Origin of the sequence: Streptomyces sp. NPDC057099, assembly GCF_042671245.1 — a bacterium.
GTDB lineage: Bacteria > Actinomycetota > Actinomycetes > Streptomycetales > Streptomycetaceae > Streptomyces > Streptomyces purpurascens.
The window spans coordinates 21962-42072 of record NZ_JBHUTX010000037.1; the positions used below are offsets into that span (position 1 = coordinate 21962).

The 20111-nt window shown below is 71.1% G+C and carries 19 protein-coding genes and 2 pseudogenes; 16 read left to right on the forward strand and 5 right to left on the reverse strand.

Going from position 1 to position 20111, the window contains the following annotated elements:
- Positions 1-293 precede the first annotated feature (293 nt).
- The 5 genes and pseudogenes from ACFT4A_RS31610 to ACFT4A_RS31630 all read right to left on the reverse strand — a co-directional run bounded on the left by ACFT4A_RS31610 (position 294) and on the right by ACFT4A_RS31630 (position 3809).
- Positions 294-1017, reverse strand: a pseudogene (locus ACFT4A_RS31610) (hypothetical protein).
- Positions 1018-1038: 21 nt separating this feature from the next.
- Positions 1039-1746, reverse strand: a complete 708-nt coding sequence (locus ACFT4A_RS31615) for a hypothetical protein (RefSeq protein WP_382836833.1) — start codon at positions 1744-1746, stop codon at positions 1039-1041.
- Between the two features lie 19 nt (positions 1747-1765).
- Positions 1766-2251, reverse strand: a complete 486-nt coding sequence (locus tag ACFT4A_RS31620; RefSeq protein ID WP_382836836.1) for a hypothetical protein — start codon at positions 2249-2251, stop codon at positions 1766-1768.
- Positions 2248-2805 carry a DUF4913 domain-containing protein gene (locus tag ACFT4A_RS31625; protein ID WP_382836967.1) on the reverse strand — a complete coding sequence of 186 codons (558 nt, stop codon included), beginning with the start codon at positions 2803-2805 and terminating at the stop codon, positions 2248-2250. Before ACFT4A_RS31625 ends, ACFT4A_RS31620 begins: the two co-directional genes overlap by 4 nt.
- A 248-nt stretch (positions 2806-3053) precedes the next feature.
- Complete coding sequence (locus ACFT4A_RS31630) at positions 3054-3809, reverse strand: DNA-methyltransferase (RefSeq protein ID WP_382836838.1); 756 nt, start codon at positions 3807-3809, stop codon at positions 3054-3056.
- Between the two features lie 519 nt (positions 3810-4328).
- Between ACFT4A_RS31630 and ACFT4A_RS31635 the strand changes: the two genes are divergently transcribed.
- The 16 genes and pseudogenes from ACFT4A_RS31635 to ACFT4A_RS31710 all read left to right on the forward strand — a co-directional run bounded on the left by ACFT4A_RS31635 (position 4329) and on the right by ACFT4A_RS31710 (position 19976).
- Positions 4329-5450, forward strand: coding sequence for a C40 family peptidase (locus tag ACFT4A_RS31635; protein ID WP_382836841.1), 1122 nt, complete (start codon positions 4329-4331; stop codon positions 5448-5450).
- A gap of 90 nt (positions 5451-5540) precedes the next feature.
- Entirely contained in the window at positions 5541-5855 is a 315-nt protein-coding gene (locus tag ACFT4A_RS31640; RefSeq protein ID WP_382836843.1) for a DUF6112 family protein, read from the forward strand.
- On the forward strand, positions 5855-6547 hold the full coding sequence (locus ACFT4A_RS31645) for a hypothetical protein (protein ID WP_382836846.1): 693 nt from the start codon (positions 5855-5857) through the stop codon (positions 6545-6547). Before ACFT4A_RS31640 ends, ACFT4A_RS31645 begins: the two co-directional genes overlap by 1 nt.
- Before the next feature lie 16 nt (positions 6548-6563).
- Complete coding sequence (locus ACFT4A_RS31650; RefSeq protein WP_382836849.1) at positions 6564-7937, forward strand: ATP-binding protein; 1374 nt, start codon at positions 6564-6566, stop codon at positions 7935-7937.
- Positions 7938-8018: 81 nt separating this feature from the next.
- Positions 8019-9491 carry an SCO6880 family protein gene (locus tag ACFT4A_RS31655; RefSeq protein WP_382836852.1) on the forward strand — a complete coding sequence of 491 codons (1473 nt, stop codon included), beginning with the start codon at positions 8019-8021 and terminating at the stop codon, positions 9489-9491.
- Positions 9492-9597: 106 nt separating this feature from the next.
- The gene (locus tag ACFT4A_RS31660) at positions 9598-10059 is read left to right on the forward strand and encodes a DUF6238 family protein (protein ID WP_382836855.1); all 462 of its coding nucleotides are present in this window, start codon (positions 9598-9600) and stop codon (positions 10057-10059) included.
- Positions 10060-10087: 28 nt separating this feature from the next.
- Positions 10088-11593 carry a VirB4 family type IV secretion system protein gene (locus tag ACFT4A_RS31665; RefSeq protein WP_382836857.1) on the forward strand — a complete coding sequence of 502 codons (1506 nt, stop codon included), beginning with the start codon at positions 10088-10090 and terminating at the stop codon, positions 11591-11593.
- The gene (locus tag ACFT4A_RS31670; protein WP_382836860.1) at positions 11503-12459 is read left to right on the forward strand and encodes a ParB N-terminal domain-containing protein; all 957 of its coding nucleotides are present in this window, start codon (positions 11503-11505) and stop codon (positions 12457-12459) included. Before ACFT4A_RS31665 ends, ACFT4A_RS31670 begins: the two co-directional genes overlap by 91 nt.
- Positions 12456-12962 carry a hypothetical protein gene (locus ACFT4A_RS31675; protein WP_382836862.1) on the forward strand — a complete coding sequence of 169 codons (507 nt, stop codon included), beginning with the start codon at positions 12456-12458 and terminating at the stop codon, positions 12960-12962. The genes ACFT4A_RS31670 and ACFT4A_RS31675 overlap by 4 nt, the downstream gene beginning before the upstream one ends.
- 559 nt (positions 12963-13521) lie before the next feature.
- The gene (locus ACFT4A_RS31680) at positions 13522-14445 is read left to right on the forward strand and encodes a hypothetical protein (protein ID WP_382836865.1); all 924 of its coding nucleotides are present in this window, start codon (positions 13522-13524) and stop codon (positions 14443-14445) included.
- Between the two features lie 41 nt (positions 14446-14486).
- Complete coding sequence (locus ACFT4A_RS31685) at positions 14487-15554, forward strand: hypothetical protein (protein ID WP_382836868.1); 1068 nt, start codon at positions 14487-14489, stop codon at positions 15552-15554.
- A gap of 124 nt (positions 15555-15678) precedes the next feature.
- On the forward strand, positions 15679-16449 hold the full coding sequence (locus tag ACFT4A_RS31690) for a glycosyltransferase family 2 protein (protein WP_382836970.1): 771 nt from the start codon (positions 15679-15681) through the stop codon (positions 16447-16449).
- 103 nt (positions 16450-16552) lie between these two features.
- The gene (locus ACFT4A_RS31695; protein ID WP_382836871.1) at positions 16553-17011 is read left to right on the forward strand and encodes a hypothetical protein; all 459 of its coding nucleotides are present in this window, start codon (positions 16553-16555) and stop codon (positions 17009-17011) included.
- A pseudogene (locus ACFT4A_RS31700) lies at positions 17008-18197 on the forward strand (hypothetical protein). Before ACFT4A_RS31695 ends, ACFT4A_RS31700 begins: the two are co-directional and overlap by 4 nt.
- Positions 18198-18216: 19 nt before the next feature.
- On the forward strand, positions 18217-19491 hold the full coding sequence (locus ACFT4A_RS31705; RefSeq protein WP_382836874.1) for an MFS transporter: 1275 nt from the start codon (positions 18217-18219) through the stop codon (positions 19489-19491).
- Positions 19492-19754: 263 nt separating this feature from the next.
- Positions 19755-19976, forward strand: a complete 222-nt coding sequence (locus ACFT4A_RS31710) for a hypothetical protein (protein ID WP_382836973.1) — start codon at positions 19755-19757, stop codon at positions 19974-19976.
- Positions 19977-20111 lie beyond the last annotated feature (135 nt).

A 20111-nucleotide genomic window follows, 5' to 3' on the forward strand; every position in this document is an offset into this window, starting at 1 on the left:
TGAACTCGGCAGCGCCACATTCCGGTTGTCGCGAAGCCCTTGCCGTGGTGGTTGCGGGCGCCGCGCAGCTGCTGGTGGGGCCCCGCAGGGGGAGAGCGATCGCGCCGATCATCGCGGCGGTTTTGAAGGGTGGGGTCGTGTGCATGCGGAAGAGATCTCCGTGCAGGCATAGGGATTGCGTGGAATGGTGCAGCGGGGGTCTTCCCTGCGGCCCCATAAGAGTCCGGAGAATCGCCGGTTTGGCTAACCGGCGATCGTCGGCTATGTTTCGCCGCTCTCCCCGGTCTCAGCGCTCAGCGCGAGCGGCCGGGAGGGCGCGGAGCAGGGGCCTTCGGCACGCCGGCTGGGCGGCTGGCTGCGGCTGCCGGGCGGACCGGAGGGAGAGGGCCGGGCTCGCCGGCGAGCCGGTCGCGGCACCACTGCAGGGCCTCGCCCACCGTGTCGAAGCCGCCCTCGCGCAGGGTGTAGGACCACGCCTCGGTGTCGACCTCCTCGACCAGGACACGAAACGGAGAGAGGGTTCGCTGATCGAGGGCACGCAGGGCCACCACGGTGACCGGGTCGTCCAGGTCGTCCCGGGTGTAGGAGTAGCCCATCGCGAAGTGGTCTCCGTCGCCGACAAGACGCTGTTGCAGGGCTCGTGTCATCTCGTCTGCCGGCGGCGGGCCAAAGTCCGGGTTGAGGCCGATGGCGTCGGGAGGGCATCCGCGGTGGATCAGCCAGGACTGGCCCATCGCGGGCAGCGGCAGCAGAGCATGATCCCAGTCGAACGTCCGCCTCGCCTGGTCCCGCTGCAGGTGTACGGCGATGTACTGAGGGATGCCTGGGTGATCCCAGGTGGCGGTGCGGTCGAACAGGACGTAGTAGCTGTGCACGCCGTCAGGGGTGTGGTGTTCGGCGAGGGGGACGAGCATGTCCTCGCGCACTGCGACGTCTCGGTAGAAGGCGCGGTAGACCCAGGTCGAAGACGACTTCGGGGATGCCCTTCCGGGTGGGCGCAGGGTCGATGGGAGGCAAGAAGAATCTTTCGGTGCGGGGTCAGCGCCGGGGCGCCGGAGTGGATGGCCATGAGCCGGGGCGAACAGCCCTCTTCGGCAGAGGGGTTGGAGTCGGCTGGGGGCGAGCGGTGCGCAGTGCGGCGCGTCCGGCGTCGGTCAGGACAACGGGCTGTCCGGCGTGTACGGGGTGGTCGGTGTCGCGGAAGGCGAGCCCGGCGTTCTCCAGCCGCTGCAGCTCTACGTAGGGGATGCGCGCACCGGAGGCGCACGTCACCGACATCCGGTGAGTGAGCAGGTGCTCGTAGAGCTTGGCGCCGCCCGCGATCGCGAGCAGGGCTGCCTGGTCGGCAGCCGATACCGCGTCAGCCTTGACCGTCGGCAAGGTGCTTGCGGCGGCGGCCTCGATGGGCTCCAGGGCGGCCAGAACCCGCTGCACGACTGCGGCGCGTACGTCGGCGGCTTCTCCCAGTTGGTCGAGCGTGCGGGCGATGCGCTGGAGCAGAGCGCGATCGACGGGGAACTCGCCGCTGGACAGACGGTTGAGGAGCGTTCGGTGGAAGGTGACGCCGGTTTCGGCCTGGGTCAGCTCGCGATGCTGGTCGACGAGGCGGGCGTGGTCCTCGTCGAGGACGCCGCGCTCGCGATGGGTCCACAGGGTGTCGACATCGTGGCCGGTGGCGGCCTCGATGCGGTGGTCGAGCGAGGAGAGCGCACGCCGGCCTTTGGCCGGCGCGGGATCAGGGGGCATAGGCAAGATCTCCAGATGGTCAACGGGATTGGTCGCGCGAGGCGTTGTGCGGCGGGCGGGGCAGGCCAGGTTCTGCGGAGAGCGGCGGTCCCGGCCTGGGTGCCGGCGCGCGGGTGGTGAGCTGGGGTGAGCAGGAGCGGGCCGCGTGCGTGCGGGCACTCAGGGGCCGGCGGGGCATCCCCAGACGGCGGCCGACCTCGTCGTAGACGTCGTTGCCGGCCCGCGGGCGGACGGCGACCACGTGGATCTCCCGCCGGTAGGCGGACTCCGCCGGTGCCGGGCGCACGCCGTAGACGACGCGCCAGTCCTTGCGGGAGTCGACGAACAGCTTGCGGTAACCCTCCAAGTCACCGGTCAGCCGCAGCCCGAAGCGCTCCGCGTTCACCACTTCCTGCAGGTAGGCGAGGGTGAGGTCCCGGATGTCGCTCGGGGCCTGGAGGAGATCGCTCAGCGCGCGCGGGTCGAAGCTCAGGCCGAACGCCGCCCGCTGCTGGCCCCCGCTCACGCCGTCAGCTCGAAGGACTCACCGGACCCGGAAGATTCCGCCACCTGGGCCTTCTCGCCACGTGCCGAGGGAGGCGGGCCGGGCAGGAGGCGGTGAGCCGGGCGATCCGGGGAGGTCATGCACGCCGACAGCGGGCCACCGGGCGCACGGATCGCGGCCATGGCGTGGGCGAGGAAGTCGCGGTGCCACACGAACAGCCCGGACAGGCCCGACTCGGGGTCCCTGTGCTGCTGGTAGGCGAGCCACAGGGCGTGCAGCCACGCCACCACCACGTCGTGCTCCTGCCATTGCAGGCACCAGGGCGCCGCGGTGGTGACCTCCGCCCCGTAGACGGGCAGGAGGAAGTCGTCGACCCAGTCCGACAGCGAGTCGAGTTCGTCCTCGCGTTCCTCCCCGTCCAGCTCCAGGATCGGACGCGGCTCCGGCGGCGCGGCCGGGGGCGGGCCGCCGAGCCCTGGCATACCGAACGCCGCGAACGGCGACTGGGCGGGACCGGGCGGCGGGGCGGAGGCGAGGTGGTCGAGCTGCTGGGCCTGCTGCGCCGACTGCTCCATCAGCCGCCGGACGCTGGCCTCGATCCCCTCCAGTTCAGAATCCGGAAGACGCACCGGCTCCAACCCCCCATCGGCCGGGGAATCCGCGGGCTCAGACATAGAGGAATGATCTCCTAACAGGAAGGGAATGTGAGAAGCGGACACGGAAAGGGCAACAGCCAGCCACCCGGCCATGAGACATGCGAGTCACGCCAGCGGTGGACGTGAGACCGGCCCAAACTTCCGTGGCAGAAGACTTGGTTACCGGGTCAGCCGGTGAGAACCACGTCATCCTGCGTGAGGGTTTCGCGGATCGTCTCGGTGAGCCGGTCGGCCGCGATCGATGCATAGTGCTCGGTCTTCTCCACGCCGATGAAGTCCCTGCCTTCCAGCAGGGCAGCGACCCCGGTCGAGCCGGATCCGGCGCAGAAATCGAGGACCGTGCCGCCTTCGGGGCTGATCTTGACCAGGTCGCGCATCACCTCGACGGGCTTTTGCGTGATGTGCTGGCGCCTCGCTCCGGAGGGCTGCGACGCGGAGTACATGCCGGGCAGGTAGACCGGATTCCGGGCGCCGTCGATCGGCCCCTTGCTGGCCCAGACGATGAACTCGCAGTTCTGGGTGAACCGGCCCTTCTGGGGCCTGGCCTGCGGCTTGTGCCAGGCCAGCACCCCTCGCCACAGCCACCCGGCCGCCTGGATCGCGTCCGTCGTGGTGGGGAGCTGGCGCCAGTCGGTGAACAGCAGAGCCGTCCCGCCGGTCTTGGTGAGGCGGTGGGCTTCGGTCATGATCTGCGTCAGCCAGAAGCCGTAGCTGCGCTGGTCCATGTTCTCGCCGGTGAAGTCGGCGAGGCCGTTCTTGGAGTCGGCGGAGGTGTACTTCTGCTTGGCGGAGCGGGTGGTGCGCTCCTTCGCGGTCCTACCGCCGGAGTTGTAGGGCGGGTCGGTGATGACGGAGTCGACGCAGCCGTCCGGGAGGCCGGAGAGGACGGTGAGGGCGTCGCCCTGGTGTAGGGAAAAAGGCAAAGAGGGACCCCGATTCGGGTGCGGAAATGCGGAGGGAGATATCCGCCTCGCGCAGGAGTCCTCGCGGGCCGGAAGTGGGCATGCAGAAGCCCAGGGCCACGGACCGAGGAAGGTCGAGGGGGAGTCCTAAAACTGTAGAGGCGAAACCGCCGACGACCAAGAAGTGCCCATCGAGGTATCGGTTTCCGGCACCTCACGCCGACTTTTTGGTCAACCGCCGATCCGCACCTACTGTTTTTGAACCGCCCGGCGCACACCGCCGCTGGCCACTCCCCCGCCACACCTCACGGAGGTACCCCCTGCCCCGGCACACCTAGCTCACGGCCCGGCCACGCGGAGCGGGCGGCAACTCGCCCCGCACCGGCCCGCCGTTGATCGCCCACCCCGGCCGCCGCGCCCTTCCACCACACCTCGCGCAGCGCGGCACGCCGGACACCGCACCCCGAAGAAGGACACATTCATGACGTCTCGATGCCCACCCATCCCCGAACACGCTGACCGGCGAGCGGTCCGCGCCGGTTGAAGGCGCTCGCCGCCGGCATCGGCGTCGTCGTCCTCACTCCCTTCCTCCTCGGCGGCGCGGCCATGATGATGGTCAGCTCCAGCGAAGCCACCGCCCGTGCCATCGGACCGTGCCTGCCGGGCGTGGACACGGACAAGGTCACCGACCAGGTCACCAAGATCCTCGACGGCGCGTCCGGCAAGGACATGCACGTCGAGGGCCTGGACCTGCCCGCCGAGCAAGTCCCCAACGCTCAGACGATCGTGGCCGCCGGTCTCTCCCTCGACGTCCCCAGAAAGGGACAGATCGTCGCGCTCGCCACGGCGATGCAGGAGAGCCGACTGCGCAACCTCGCCTACGGCGACCGCGACTCCCTCGGCCTCTTCCAGCAGCGCCCTTCCCAGGGCTGGGGCAGCGCCGAGCAGATCCGCGACCCCACCTACGCGAGCGAGCAGTTCTACCAGCACTTGCTCAAGGTGAGCGGGTGGCAGCAGATGACCGTCACCCAGGCCGCCCAAGCCGTACAGAAGTCCGGCCTGCCGGACGCGTACGCGCAGTGGGAGAAGCTGGCCACCGCGCTGCAGGCCGCCATCGCCAAGACCTTCCCCGGCGGTGACGCGGACCGCAAGGCCACAGACCAAGACAAGGAGCCGTCGACCCGTACGACCGGCTGCACGCCGGGACAGGACGGTTCCGGGTTCGGCCGCATCCCCGAGGGGAGCGTCCCGAAGGGCTACACGATTCCCAAGGACGCCGATCCGAAGGCCCGCAAGGCCATCACCTGGGCGATGCAGCAGCTCGGGACGCTCTATCAGTGGGGCGGGTCCTGCACCAACGCGCACGGCCCCGATCCCATGGGCCGCTGCGACTGCTCCAGCCTGACGCAGCAGGCGTACGCGCACGCCGGCGTCAGGCTCACCCGTACCACGTACACGCAGGTCGATGAGGGCAAGGCCGTCTCGCCCGCTCGTCTCGCGCCCGGTGATCTGGTCTTCAGTCGCGGCACCGCCGCACGGCCCGAGCATGTCGGCATGTACATGGGCGAGGGCCTCGTGATCGAGGCGCCGCGCACCACCAAGCCGGTCCGGATCACCCCGGTCAAGGACTGGACGATTCTGGCCGCCCGCCGCGTCCTGTGACCTCGCCCGCGCCCCTCGCGCATATCCCCCCGCCGTTCCCTTCCCGCCGGCCCTCGCCTGGCCGCGTATGCAAGGAGCCCCGCCACAGCTATGTCCCACCCTCTCGCAGACCGCGTCCTCCAGCTCGCCTACGACCCAGGAATCTCGCCGAAGGGCGGTGGTCTGCCCGGTCTGAGCGTGCTGAAGAGCGTCGTCAGCAGCATCAACATGTTCGGGATCATCGCCGTCGTCGGCGCCCTCGCCGTCTCCCTCGGAGTGTGGGCCTGGGGCCACCACTCCGGTGGCCACCAGGCCGAGGCCAACGGCAAGAAGGGCACCTACGTCGCTGCGGGCGCCGCACTCGGTCTGGGAGCCGCGAACGGAATCGTCGCCTTCTTCTCCAACCTCGGTTCGCAGATCCGCTGATGAAGAACCGAACCCCCTCCTTCTCGCTCTCCTCCTACGGCACGGGCTGGTCGGCCAACCGGCGCATCGCGATCGTCGCCGCGGTCGTCGCCGTGCTGCTGGTCATCGCCGGGATCGCCGCTGTCGTGACCGGCAGCGCAAACAACCAAAGGGCTCCGGACACCGCCGCGCCCGCCCCGGCCGGCAGCCCGTCCGCCTCCGAGGCCGCCCCCGAGTCCTCCTCCGGCCCCGGGTCGGTGCCCAAGCCACCGCAGATCTCCGACCCGGTCGCCTACGCCAAGGCAGCCGCCCAGATGTTGTGGTCCTACGACACGCGCGATACCAGCCGCGACCAGCAGCTCGCCGGCATGCGTGCCTGGATGACCAAGGAGTCCACGTACGCCGACTGGGCCTCGGTCTCCGGCCAGGTTCCCGACCCGTTGCTGTGGTCGCGGATGGCCGACCAAGACCAGCACGCCTCCGCGAGCATCACCGAAGGCCACTACCCCTCCGCGTTCAAGCAGGCCCTGGCGGAGAACCCATCGGAGATCACTAAGGCGTACATCTACGCCGTCACCGTCACGGGCAAGCAGACCATCGCCTGGAACAAGGGCGGGGGCGGAGCCGAGGAACGGGCCGTGACCCTGGCCGTGCAGTGCCGGCCCTCGTCCGACTGCTCGCTCGTCGCCATCGCCCCGCGCGTCGCGCCCTGACCGAAAGGAGCTGCTCATGGGGTTTTGTGAACTCCCCCTGGCGGACAAGGTCTGCGCGGTCGGCGAGGCCGTGGACTTCGCCTCCGACCCGGGCAAGGCGATCGGCGACTGGATGGCCAAGAGCGCCGGTGAACTGGCCGCTGCCGCGGCCGACCTTGCCGCCAAGACCGTCGATGTCACCACCCGCGTGGACCTCAACGCGGGCTGGTTCCGCGACAACTACGAGATGATCCTGCCCATCGGTCTGGTCGTGCTCGTGGCCACCTTCTGCGCCCAGCTCGTCCGCGCCGCGATCCGGCGTGACGGCCAGGCCCTCACCCAGGCGTTCACCGGCACCGCCTCCGGGGTGATCTTCGCGTTCGCCGCGATCGCCCTGACCACCGTCGCGATCGAAGTGGTCGACGCCCTGTCCGCCGGCCTCTTCCAAGCCGCGAACACCGACATCGCCTCAGCGGTCCGCCGCATGGTCAAGGTCAACCAGATCCCGGGACTGGCCGGACTGGGCTGGCTCGTCGCCGTCTTCACCGCCCTGGCCGCCGCCGTCGGCGCGCTGCTGTACTGGTGCGTGATGATGGTGCGCAAGGTCGGCATCCTCGTCATGGTGACCCTGGCGGTCTTCGCCGGTGCCGGAGGCGGCTGGGAGGCCGCACGCCGCTGGCGCAGGGGCTGGATCGAGGCCACCACGACCCTCGTCGTCTCCAAGCTGCTGATGACGGTCGTCTTCGTGCTCGGCATCGCCGCGATGGGTAAATCCGAGGCCAAGGACGGGCTCTCCGCGCTCGCCGATGTGATGGCAGGCATCGTCATCATGATCTTGGTGTTGTTGTGTCCGTACGCGACCTTCAAGTTCGTGCACTGGGCAGCAGACGGCTCCGACGGTGAGTCCCTCCACCGCGCCGGTGGCGCCGGAGCCCAGCTCGCCAAGGCGCACGCCGAGAACGGCGCCCGCAAGGCCGCGGCAGCAGCGGCCACCGCCGGGACCGGAGGTGCGGCAGCCGGCGCAGGCGCCGCGCTGCAGGGCCCCGACGCCGCTGGCGGAGGGGGCTTCCCCGGCGACATCGCCGCCCACCCGACCGGCGGCGGAGAGGGCAAGGACGGTTCTCAGGGCGGCGGAACAGGCGTCTCGCCCGGTGGCAATGGCATCAAGTCCGGTCTGGACAAGGCCGTCCAGCCCGCGCCGACCAGCGTGTCCGACGACACCAGCGGACAGGTGGGCGGCAGCCCGGGGCCGGGCGGATCCGGGTCGAGCGCCGCCTCCGGCCAGGGCAGCGGATGGCAGCCCACCGCACCGACCACCGCCCCGCCGCCGCAGGGCACGCCACCGTCCTCCGGCTCACGCAACGCCGCAAAGAGCGGGGCGAGCGGACCGCCGCCTCCGGCCGGTCTCTGATCCCCTGCCAGCTTCCCGGGGGCGGGACGTGCACGCCGCCTCCCGCCCCCGGGTTCCACCCGCCTCTCCAGGACCCGTCCTTTGACTGATCTCTCCGTCGCCCCGGTCACGGTGAAGTTCCCGCACCGGTCCCGCCGCGGCATCCTCCTCGGCCTCTCCCTGCCCCAACTCATCCTCGCAGCCACTACGTTGGCGCTGCTGCTGATGACGCTGATCTCCACCGGGCTGCTCGGCGCCGTGGCTCTGGCCCCGTTGTGGGCGGCATCCGGTGCGCTCGTCGCGATCCGGCGGCACGGGCGCTCCCTGATCGACTGGGCGCCGGTCGTCGCCCGCTACGCCCACCGCCGCCGTATCGGCCAGACGCTCTGGCTCGCCCGGCCCGTCACGCGGCCCCGGCAGGATGGCGTCCTCCATCTGCCCGGGAGCGCCGCCTCGCTGAAGGTCGTCACTCCCGGCGACTCGGCCACCGGCGCTGCCGCCGTGCACGACCCGCACCAGCAGACCCTGACGGCCGTCGCCCGGGTCAGCAGCCGCGCTTTCGCCCTTCTCGACGCCGCCGCACAGAACCACAACGTCACCAGCTGGGGCCGCGCGCTCGCGGGCATCGCCCGCACCGGGCACATCGCCACCGTGCAGGTGCTGGAGCGCACCGTCCCCGACAGCGGCGACACCCTCACCCGCCACTGGACCCGGCACGGGCAGCCCGAAACGCCGGTCGCCGGACAGGTCTATTCCGAACTGGTCGCCTCGGTCGGCCCCGCCGCCGCACCCCACGAGACGTACCTCGCCATCTCCCTCGACCTCAAGGCCGCACGACGCCTCATCCGCCAAGCCGGCGGTGGCCTGCCGGGAGCGTTCACCGTCATGGAACAGACCACGGCCAGCGTCGCGCAGGCCGCCCGCAACGCCGGGCTGATGGTCACCGGGTGGCTGACCTCGCGGGAGATCGCCGCCGTCATCCGCACCGCCTACGACCCCCACGCGCTCGCCGCACTCCAGCAGTGGTCCGACACCGGCAGCGCCGAGGCCGATCCCGCAGCCGCGGGGCCCGTCGTCCAGATCGAGGAGTACGACCGCCTCGCCACCGACAGCGCGCGGCACGCGACGTACTGGGTGGAGAACTGGCCGCGCACCGAAGCGAGCGCCGGGTTCCTGCACGGGATCATGTTCACCGCCGGCGTCCGACGCAGCCTCTCCCTCATCTACGTGCCGCAGGGGCTCGAGTCCGCTCTGCGGGACGTACAGCGCCGGAAAGCCGCCATCGTCGCCGACGCCCACGAGCGCGCCCGCCGCGGGCAGGTCGATTCCGAAGAGGATTCCGTCGAGTACGCCGACGTCAAGACGCGTGAACGCCAGCTCATCGCCGGCCACGCGGACGTGGCCCTGACCGGCCTGGTCACCGTCACTGCCGCCACCGACGCCCTCCTCGACGCCGCCTGCGCACAGATCGAGACTCACGCCGTCACCTCCGGCGTCGATCTGCGACGGCTCAACTACCAGCAGCCCGATGCCTTCGCCCTCAGCGCGCTCCCCCTCGCCCGCACCGCCCTGTGAGCCGGCCCCATCCACACCGGGCCTCCCCCTGGCCTGCTGTTCTTCGCTCATCCGCGACGGACCACCCGTCGCCGCCCCTGCCGCCCGGCAGGAAGGACCACCACCTTTGACCTCACACACACCCGCGGACGACGCGCACCCCTACCTGCGCGCCGCGAGCGCCGGAGTCCGCCACCACACCCGCGCCCTCGCCCCGCCGGACGCCGCCCCGCCCCGGCCGGCGGACCGGCAGCACCTCGACGTGCTCCACGCCCACCTCACCGCCCTGCTCCACCTCCTGGACCAGCTCGCCGAGACCACCCGTCCTCCCCATCCCGCCGCCGGCCGCCTCCTGGCCGCCGCGCACACTCGCCTCTGGCAGGCCACCAACGAAGTCCACAGCGCGTTCCACCTGCTGCCCACCGACACCGCAGCGGACGCCGAGGCACGCACATGCCGGCCCGACCGGCTGCCCGAGGGACCGCCTGTTCTGACGATCTGCCAGCGCCACCTCGCCGCCGGGCACAGCATCCGCCGCAAGACCACCCCCACCGACCTCCGCTCGCACACCACAGCCTGCGTGCGATGAGCACCACCCGCAGAATCGAGGGCCCCCGATGAGCCACCGGCCCGCCCGTCGCGCCTCCGCCTCCCCCTTGTTCACCGCCCACGGCACCGACCGCGCCAGCCGCAAGGCCGCCCGCCGACAACTCGCCGAAGCCACCGCCAAAGCCCGCACCGAAGCCGGCACCCACCCCGCCCAGGCCACGACCGCCGAACAACAGACGCCCGCTCCGCTCTACCCGGCGGACGGCCGACCCGGGCCCGCCTCCGCCCGTGGGAACCGGCTCAAGCTCCCCGCCCACCGCATGACGACGGCCATAGCCGCCGGCGCGTACCCGTTCCTGGCCGAAGGCGGCCTCGGCGCCGAGGGCATCTACATCGGACGCGACGTCCACGCCGAAGCGAGCTTCGTCTTCGACCCGTTCGCGCTGTACGGCAAGGTCGAAGGGTTCACCAACCCGAACCTCCTGCTCGCCGGAGTCATCGGCCAGGGCAAGAGCGCCCTGGCCAAGTCTTTCGCACTACGGTCGGTCGCCTTCGGCTACCGCGTCTACGTACCGTGCGACCCGAAAGGCGAATGGACACCAGTGGCGCAGGCCCTCGGCGGCAGGTCCGTCGCCCTCGGGCCCGGACTGCCCGGACGGCTGAACCCCCTGGACGCGGCCCCGCGCCCGAAGAGCGCGTCCGAAGCCGACTGGGCCGGCGAGATCCGCAAGCGACGCCTGCTCCTCCTCGGCTCCCTGGCCCGGACCGTCCTGGGCCGGGACCTGATGCCCATGGAACACACCGCCCTGGACATCGCCCTCGACGCGGTCGTCACCCGCGCCGCCGCCACCGGCCGCACTCCACTTATCGGCGACGTCGCCCACGCCCTCAACAACCCCCACGCGCTCGACGAAGCTGCCGGGATGATGTCGGGCCGACTCGGCGAGGCAGCCCGCGACCTCGCCCACGCCATGCGCAGGTTGGTCCACGGTGACCTGGCCGGCATGTTCGACGCGCCCTCCACCGTCTCCTTCGACCCGAGCGCGCCGATGCTCACCATCGACCTGTCCCGGCTCGGCGGATCCGGCGACGACACCGCACTCGTCCTCGCGATGACCTGCGCCTCCGCCTGGATGGAATCCGCCCTCTCCGACCTCGGAGGCGGCCGGCGCTGGATCGTCTACGACGAGGCATGGCGCCTGATGCGCCACGTCGGGCTGCTCCAGCGGATGCAGGCCCAGTGGAAGCTCTCCCGGGGCCTGGGCATCGCCAACCTCATGGTCATCCACCGGTTGTCCGACCTGCTCACCGCCGGCGATGCCGGATCACAGGGACGTGCCCTGGCCGAGGGCCTGCTGGCCGACTGCTCCACCCGCATCATCTACCGCCAGGAGACCGACCAACTCCACGCCGCCGCCTCCCTGCTCGGGCTGACCTCCGTCGAGATGGACGCCATCGCCCACCTCAACCGCGGCCGGGGCCTGTGGAAAGTCGCCGGACGATCTTTCATCGTCCAGCACCTCCTGCACAGCCGCGAACTGGCGCTCTTCGACACGGACGGCCGCATGCACTGAAAAGGCGCCAAGTTCACCAATCCCGACAGCACTCCCCCAAGGAAGCCGCCATAGAAACTCACCCGACCACCGCACTTCTCCCCCTGCTCGACGAGGAGGAACTGGCAGCCCTCGCCCAGGACATTGAGGAGAACGGACTGCTCCAGCCCATCGTCCTGGACCCGCAGGGGCGCATCCTCGACGGCCGCGGGCGCCTCACCGCCTGCGAACGCGTCGGCATCGAGCCTGCCTTCCTCACCTACGAGCAGGACAACGTCGACGCCTACGTCCTGTCGGTCAACCTGCGACGCCGCAACCTGACCAAGGGGCAGACAGCGATGATCACCGTCAAGGCCCGTTCCCTTAAGGGACAAGACGGTCGTTCCCCGAGGGAACAGACGGCGCGTTCCCTCGGGGAACAACTCGGCGTCGCTACCGCTGTCATGGGCCGCGCCAGCATCGTTCTTCAGCATGCACCCGACCTGGTCGATCCGGTCATCAACGGCGCCATGGGGCTCAACGAAGCGTACGCAGCCGCACAGGAGAACAAGGCGAAGGCCAATTCGGCAGAAGCGCAGCTTGCCAAGCTTCGCGAAGAGGATCCAGAACTGGCTACCCGGGTAGCTGAGGGACAGCTGTCGCTGGCCGGGGCATGGGCCGAGCGCCGCGAACGTGTGGAGGAGCAGAAGCGCCAGCGACGGGTCGCCACCCAGCTGCTGTGCGAGGTCCTGCCCTCGCTCGCTCAGGTCCGGGGCAGCCGCACCTTCGCCCTCTACGACCCCGACCTGGCGCCGCCCGGCCGGGCCGTGACCCAAGAGGTCATCAAGCATGCGGCCACGGCACTGGCCGAGATGGCTTCGGTGTGGCAGGAGCGTAACCTTCCGTGAACCTCACTTCCGACCCCGTCCTCCGGAAGATCGCGCTGGAGGCAGCCCAGCAGGTCACCACCGACACCGGCCGCATCCACCAGGACGAGCTTCTCGAAGCGCTCTGCGAGCGGCTTGCTCCGCGTAAGGAACTGCTCGGCCTGGTGATCAAGAAGGCGGGCCAGGCCATGATGCGAGACCTCGGGGAACGCCACAGCCCGCGCCGTCATCGCACCACCAACGGGCTGTACCACCCCAAGAGCATCATGAAGCTCGGCAACGGCATCTGGGTGTGGATGAAAGACAGCAACTTTACCGACATGACCGAGTGGGGCCGTATCTCCTCACGCAACTTCGTCCAGACCGCCACGGCAGAAGCACACAAGCAGGACTACGTCAGCAGCCGAAGCGACGCCTACCGGCAGAACCCCCACTGCGAGCGGCTCTGCGTGCTCGAAGAGTCCGTCTTCGGCTACCGACAGGACTCCTTCGACGACCTCGGCATCGACTCCGGCACGGCGTAAACCGGTCTGGTCTTCTGCACACGGGCCCACCCGGGCCCCACCGTCTCCGTGGCAATCCCCCCTCGAACCTGCTGATGACGGCGGCCAGCCGGGCGCTGTCGGTCCTGGCCCTCGCCGAAGAAGCCGGCCTGAGCAGACTGCGCGCCGCCTACGACCCGGCCCCAACCCCCGCGACACCGACCGGCGCCCAGCGGGGGGCCACGGCAGGTATGCCGCCCGCTCCTGCGCCCCCGGCTCTGCGCCCCGCCGATAGCTCTCTTCCGACTGTTCCGGTCCCAAGCGACCTTCACCGTCGCGCACCACCACCCGCTCACACACGGAGTCCTCTTGGAACGTCCCCCTCACATGAATGCCACCCAATGGGGTGAAGACCAACGGCGCCGAGCCGATCACGACGACCTCATCGCGCAGGTCGCCGACCGTGAAGCCCAACTGGAACACGGCCTGATCGCCGCCTACGACGAGCACGCACTCGACGTCAGTCCCCTTCCGGAGCCGGAAGCCGGCCTCGCTCCCCGGACAGCTCATCCACATAGGCCGGAGTCCCGCAGGAGAAGCCGTGGCCGCTGACGAGGCGAACACCACCGACGCCCGCACGGCTCCGCTCGCGCCACTTCCCGACCACCGCGACGTGAACACACCGTGGTGGCAGGAGCTGTGGCGTCGTCACGCGCACATCACGACACCGCTGCGAGCGCGCGGCCTGGAGTGCGACATCGAGTTCGGCCTCAGCGCCTACATCGTGCGCGTCTCGCTCCCCGACGACAGTCAGCTGATCATCAGTCCGCCGCAGGAGCCGCCCTCCGAGCGCCCGCCGGGAGACCCGGAGGGCTGGATCGTGACCCGTGAGCGCAGCAGCGACCGGTCAAGCCTGTTCGAGCGCATCTACGACTCAGCTCCTCCCGCCGACCCCGGTGGCCCCGAGCAGCCCGAAGCCCGCCACGGCGGCAGCGCCCCACCCCTGATCGAGGCGATCGACCACCACCTCGCCCAGCTCGGACTGCTACCTCACCCCATCCCGCCCCGCGAAAGCCCCCACCTGCTGCCAGCCCGACCGACACGCCCGTCCCAGGCCCGGGACGTCCCCGGCACACCAGACCGTGGCCCCGTCTACGTCTACGGCGACGCGCTGCGCGCTCTGACCGACCGGCTCAACGGAGCCGAGTCGCACGCGGATGCCGCTGACCTGCTACATCAGATCCTGGAGCCCACCGACGGTCTGCTGGAGCGGCTGGGCGAGTTCTTCGAAGCAGCCGGCGAGAAGGCCAAGGAAGCCGAGGAGGACGACGGCTTCGACCTGTCCTACGACCTCGCCGAAGCCGCCGCCGAGATCCGCAACCTCGGAGAGGTCCTGCACGTGGCTGAGGACCGGATGCGTGCCCTGACTCCACAGGAACCGGCACCCCGACGGCCAGCATCACCGACGCGCACGCCACTTCCCCCGCCCGTCCACCCACCGGGCACACCGCGGCACACGCGCTGACACCGCACTCCCCTCCCCGCTTCCCCCTTCGCACCAGAGCCTTGGAGCCTTCCATCCCCATCCCCCGACGCATCCGGCCGCTGCTAGCCGGCACCTGCCTCGCCCTGGCCCTGACCGGCTGCGCCACCGACCACGCCACCTCCTCCGACACCAGGCAGACCCCCAGCGCCAGCACCGCGCCTAAGCCCGCGCCCGCCCTCACCGCCGCCAAGGCCCGCGACGTCATCGCCCGCTACTCGAAGATCAACAACAAGGCCAACAGCGCCCGGAACCGGCCCCTGCTCGACACGGTCGAGGACGGCGCGCTGTACGCGATGTCCGTCTCGGACTACACCGAGACCGAAGGGCTCCCCGCAGCAGACCGCAAGCCGTACAAGCCGTGGTCCTACGACACCGCGAACGCCAAGCTGTACATCCCGCGCCTGGCCTCCGGGCAGGACCGCTGGTTCGCCGCCGCGCTCTCGTCGCAGAAGGGCAAGGCCCCCTCGCGTCTGGCCGTGTTCGCCGAACGCCCCCAGCACAAGCGCTGGGAGATGGTCTCCGTCATCGACCTCAACAGCCGGAAGCTGCCGGACGTCGCCCGCGATCGGGACGGATACGCGACGGCCGTCGCCGCCGACGGCAACAAGCACCTCGCGGCCGACGCCACCCTGCTGCGCACAGCCGTGCTCGACAACTTCGCCACCGGAGGTGTGAAGACCGGGACGAAGGTCTTCGCGCCGACCAAGGCGAGCAAGGAGCAGATCGAGGTCCACGACGAGACCGGCACCCGCTACGGGGACCAGGGAACGACCGTCTTCGCCGGCACCGACAACCGCTACAAGGACGCCTACGCCCTCAAGACCAGCGACGGCGGCGCGCTGATCCTCTTCTCCCACACGCACACCCAGACCGACGCCGTCGCGCACTCCGGCCTGCAGATCAACCCCGGCAAGGACGACCGGGCCTGGCTCCACGACGTGCCCCGCTCTTCCATCCGCTACACGTTCGTGTGCAACGACGCCGCCACCGTCCCCGCGAAGGCCGAACCGTCCCGCCTGATCGGCTACACCTGCGCCCGCACCGACGCCTCCGGCCCGCCGGTCGCCCCCTGGTCAGGCCGCCCTTAGACGCACCGTCCCGGCGCGTCGCGCGCCACCGCCCCGGCGAAGACCGGCACCTCACGCCCCGCCACGCGCCGCTAGTCCCGCCCTTCGTCTCCCGGAGCCTTCCCTGCCCCCGCACACCGCGCCCCTGATCACCGTCGTCATCGCCAGCCGCCTGCGCGAAGACCGGCTGGACTATCTGAGCGCCATGCACGCCAGCTTCACCCGGCAGTCCGTGCCGTGGGAGGCCGTGATCGCGCTCGACGGCGCCTCCCCCGACCGCCTGCCGGCCCCGCTCGCACAGGACCCCCGCGTCCGCGCGCTGGCGCTTCCCCGGCCGGTCGGCGCCGCCTGCGCCCGCAACCTGGCCCTCACCCTGGTCCGCACCCCGTACATGAACTGGGCGGACGACGATGACGAGTTCACCGACGACGCCATGGCCGTACGGCTGAACACCCTGGAGTCGACCGGGGTCGGCTGGTGTGCGGGCTGGAGTCAGGACCGGCACCCGGACGGCTCGACCACCCTGTGGCGCTGTCCCACGCCGCCCGGTCGGCACGAGGCCGGTGACGTGTGGACGTACTGGAAGTCGCCTGCGGACACCATCCCCATCGGGCCGACCACGATCCTCGCCCGCACCGACCTCGTGCGTGCCGCGCCGATGGGCGGCCTCGTCCAGGGCGAGGACTACTGCGCGGCCCTCGGCGTCACCGCTCTCGCGCCCGGCATTCTGCTGCCGGTCCCGGTGTACCGGTACCGCAAGTGGGACGGGCAGATGACAGCCCAGGTCGGATATGACCAGCTGGAGGCGGCGGCCCGCGAGCACGCCTGGGCGTACGGCCGCAGCCTGCGCGCCGTCCTGCGCCCCGAGGACCTTGGCTCACCGACGGCGAAGCGTTCTTGCGTCAGGCCCGCCTGAGCGCAGCACACCGCCGCCCGGTCCTCCCCTCAACGCGGTCCGGCCCGCGCGCCGCGGTCCCTGGCAGTTCGACCCCGACACCCCGAGGAGAACCCCGCCCACCTTGCAGCCCGATATCCACTTCACCTTCGGCGACCACGAGGAGCACAGCTTCGTCGCTTCCTTCGCCTCCTCCCTGCCTGCCCATCTCGCCCACTGGTACCTGGAGCGCGAGCAGTTCGAGCCCGTTCCCGGAAATCCCGGTCTTTACCGGCTCACCGAGCCCGGGCGCGACGGAATCCGCCGCACCCGCCAAACCGTCCACGACCTGCGTCGCCACGGCTACACCGTGCAGGCCGACATCCGCCTCGACCCGTCCCTCCCCGCCGGCCCGCCACGCCCCGCCCGGCCCAACGGGCTCCAGGAGCGCCACAGCCGTCTCGCCCATGCCGCCGCCGGCCGGACGACGCAGCGCTCCGCACCGCCCACCACCGCCCCGCCGGCGGCCCGGCCGATCCCGCCGAAGCCCACCTACTCTCCATCCGTCCATTTGACGGCCGCGACCGGCGGGCGGTCCCGATGACACCCGCGAGCATTCCGGTCCCCGAGGGCCCCGTCCCGACAACGCCCGAACTAGCCAACGGCGCACGCGATTTCCGTTTGCGGATGGCGGTCATCGACTGCGAGACCGAGGCCGCGCTCGACCTGACACGCGACCGCTACGGCCGCACCGTCCACGCAGGCGCCGCTGCCACTGCACGAGCCCGCCGCGACAAGGCGGCGGTCGAGGCATACGCCACCCACCTCGCCCCGCACGCCGAGGCTCTCCTCGGCGCCGCCTGCCTCGTGCTCGCCGAACTGCCACCCGCACGGCACCTGGCCGGGTGGCAGGCCGTCCTGGACGGCCTGGCCGCCTCCGCCGTCCAGATCCGCAGGGCCCTCGACCGTCCGGCCACCCCCGGCTCGGCGGCCGAACGCACTCAGCACGCGGCCTTGTTGCCGCACCTCACCGCCTGGGCGGACCACGGCTCCATCGCCAGCAACCCCCCGACCAGCAAAGTGCCCAGCACCACAAGGCTCCGCTGAGTGACGAGGAACAGCAGCTGTGGACCGCCAGGGCCCAGACCGCGCAGCGGCGCGGCGCGCTGGAGCTGACCGAGTCGTGGTACGCCGCCGACGGGCAGCCGATCACCCTCGCCCATCTGGTCGAGGACGACGACTCGACCGTGGTCGCGCTGCGCGGCGACCCGGACGCACCGGGCTGGCAGGTGATCGGGCACTACGCCCACGAATACGAGGCAGGCAAGGTCCTGCCCGCCCCGGTCCCGCCCGGCGTGCTGAGCGCGGACGCCTCCCGGTTCAACCGCCCGGCACCGGTGCCGGAGGTGTCTGTGCAGGACCTCATCCGCGACGTCGTCGAAGGCCAGAGCGCCGGTGACGCATCCAATGCGCTCCTCGGCGCCGTGCAGCGCGGCTACGCCGCCGGCCCGATGGTCTGCCTCCAGGAACTCCTGGAGACGAGCGGCCAGTTCGCCGGAGCCCTGGAGACCGCGCAGGGCCGCCAGGTCGCCGCCCGCCTCGCAGCGCTGGGCCGGCAGATCGAGTTCCTCACCCGCGAAGTCGAAGAGGCGGCCGAGGACCTCGGCGCGACCGTGGCCATCCTGCCCCCGCACCGCACCCCCGTGCTGCGCGCCCTCCCGCGACCCGCCGTGGACACCACACCACCCACGCCGCCGCCCCGCGCCAGCACCCCCGCCCACCACCGCTAATCCCCCGAGAAAGCACCCGTTGTCCCCGACCGCACCCCCGGCGGCCCCGGCACCGCGCATCACCTACCGCGCGGTGCTGGGCAGCCCGTACGTCGCCCGCCTCCTCGGCGGCACCCTCACCGGCCGGCTCCCCAACGGCATGGCACCCGTCGCCATCCTCCTGTGGACCACCGCGAGCGGCAGCAGCATCGCCTTCGGCGGCCTGCTCAGTGCCCTGTACGGGCTGTCCTCCGCGCTGGCCCAGCCGGTCAAGGGACGCCTGATGGACCGCCACGGCCAGACGGCCGTGCACCTTCCGGCCGCCCTGCTCAACTCGGCCCTCCTGGTGGCCCTGCCGCTGACCGGACCGTACGGCGGACCGGGCCTGGCCACGGCCATCGTCGTCGCCGGCGGGCTGACCGCCCCGGCCCTGGAGGCCGGGCTCCGCGCGCTGTGGCCGAGCGTGCTGCCCGACCCCCGCCTTCGGCACGCCGCGCTCGCCCTCGACACCGGCACGCAGGGCCTGCTGTACATCGCCGGCCCGCTGCTCGCCGCCGCCCTGGCCTCCGCGTACAGCCCCACGGTCGCGCTCATCGCCACCGCCGTCCTCGGTTTGTCCGGGACCGCCGTGGTGGTGCTCGCTCCGCCATCGCGGCGCTGGCGGCCGACACCGTCAGCCGGTGACCGTCACGGTGCCGTTGGCCGTTTGACCAGCCCCCACCTGGTGCTCCTGTTCGTCTCGCTCACCGGCATCGGGTTCGCGCTAGGGGCCATGAATGTGTGGTCGATCGCTATGGCCGAGCACCACGAGCAGGACATGCTGTCGGGCATCATCCCCGCCGCGTTCTCCACCGGCAGCTTCCTGGGCGGCCTCGTCTACGGAAGCCGCACCTGGACGGGACCCACGGCCGACCGGCTGATCACCGCCTGCGCGGCGTTTCTCGCCGGGTGGCTCCCGCTGCTGGCTCTGCCTGGCCCGTTCGCGGCCACCGCCGCGGTCGCTGTGCCCGGCGCGTTCCTGACCGTCGTGGTCGCCTGCGCCTACGTGAGCACAGACGCCCTTGCCCCGGCGGGCCGGACCAGCGAGGCGTACGCGTACTTGATTCTCTCGATCGGCGTCGGGCAGTCCGCCGGTACCGCGCTGGCCGGACGCCTCGCCGAGCAGCCCCTCGCCATCGCCGCGCTCCCCGCCGCCGGCGCGGCCTTCGCCCTCGCCGTCCTGCTCGCCGCGCACCGACAGCTCCGCCCCGCCGAGCACCGGCCGCGCGGCCGGCACCGCCGCCCACTCCGGGCCCGCCACGAGACACCCTCATGAGGGCGCAACCCGACCACCTTCCAACCGCTGTTGTTGGTACACCCGGCTATCAGAACGTGCGGAAAGGCGAGTCAAGTAGCTGAGGGGCGGTGAGACCCGCCCTGGAGCATGTCGGCAGTCATTGCCCATCGTTCGTGGTCCAGCCGCGCACCGTTGATGTGCTGGAAGCTCCGGGCCCGCCTCGCCTTCGCCCAACACCCCACCGCTTTCCCGCCACCACCGATAGGAGATCCGCCTTGCCCGAAGCACCAGCAGAGCCGTTCATGACGATCCGGCACTCCATCACCGGCGAGATCACCACCACCGGCTACAACGCCGCCGCCCGGCGGATCCTGCTCCAGGACGGTTTCGAAGAGACGCCAGGCTGCGCCTGCCGAGCGACGGAACCCGGTACGGAGCGGACGCACGGGCCTGCTCGGCAGCCAGCGAGCTGCTCGTCGCCGGCCATCCCCTGCAACTGGGCCGAGCCCTCGGTCGGCCGGTGAGCGCCGACGGTACGCCCCGGTTGGCCCGGTCGCCGATGTCGGCACAGTCCGTGATCCGCTCCGAGAGCGGTCAGCCTCTCCATCGCATCACCAACCCCTCCCGCACCCACACCTGTTGAAGGGGCCTCGTTTTGA

Coding starts and splice junctions, on each gene's coding strand:
- ACFT4A_RS31615 (WP_382836833.1), bottom strand. CDS start 1,746: ATGCCCCCTGATCCCGCGCCGGCCAAAGGCCGGCGTGCGCTCTCCTCG.
- ACFT4A_RS31625 (WP_382836967.1), bottom strand. CDS start 2,805: ATGGAGCAGTCGGCGCAGCAGGCCCAGCAGCTCGACCACCTCGCCTCC.
- ACFT4A_RS31640 (WP_382836843.1), top strand. CDS start 5,541: ATGTCCCACCCTCTCGCAGACCGCGTCCTCCAGCTCGCCTACGACCCA.
- ACFT4A_RS31645 (WP_382836846.1), top strand. CDS start 5,855: ATGAAGAACCGAACCCCCTCCTTCTCGCTCTCCTCCTACGGCACGGGC.
- ACFT4A_RS31650 (WP_382836849.1), top strand. CDS start 6,564: ATGGGGTTTTGTGAACTCCCCCTGGCGGACAAGGTCTGCGCGGTCGGC.
- ACFT4A_RS31665 (WP_382836857.1), top strand. CDS start 10,088: ATGAGCCACCGGCCCGCCCGTCGCGCCTCCGCCTCCCCCTTGTTCACC.
- ACFT4A_RS31710 (WP_382836973.1), top strand. CDS start 19,755: ATGACGATCCGGCACTCCATCACCGGCGAGATCACCACCACCGGCTAC.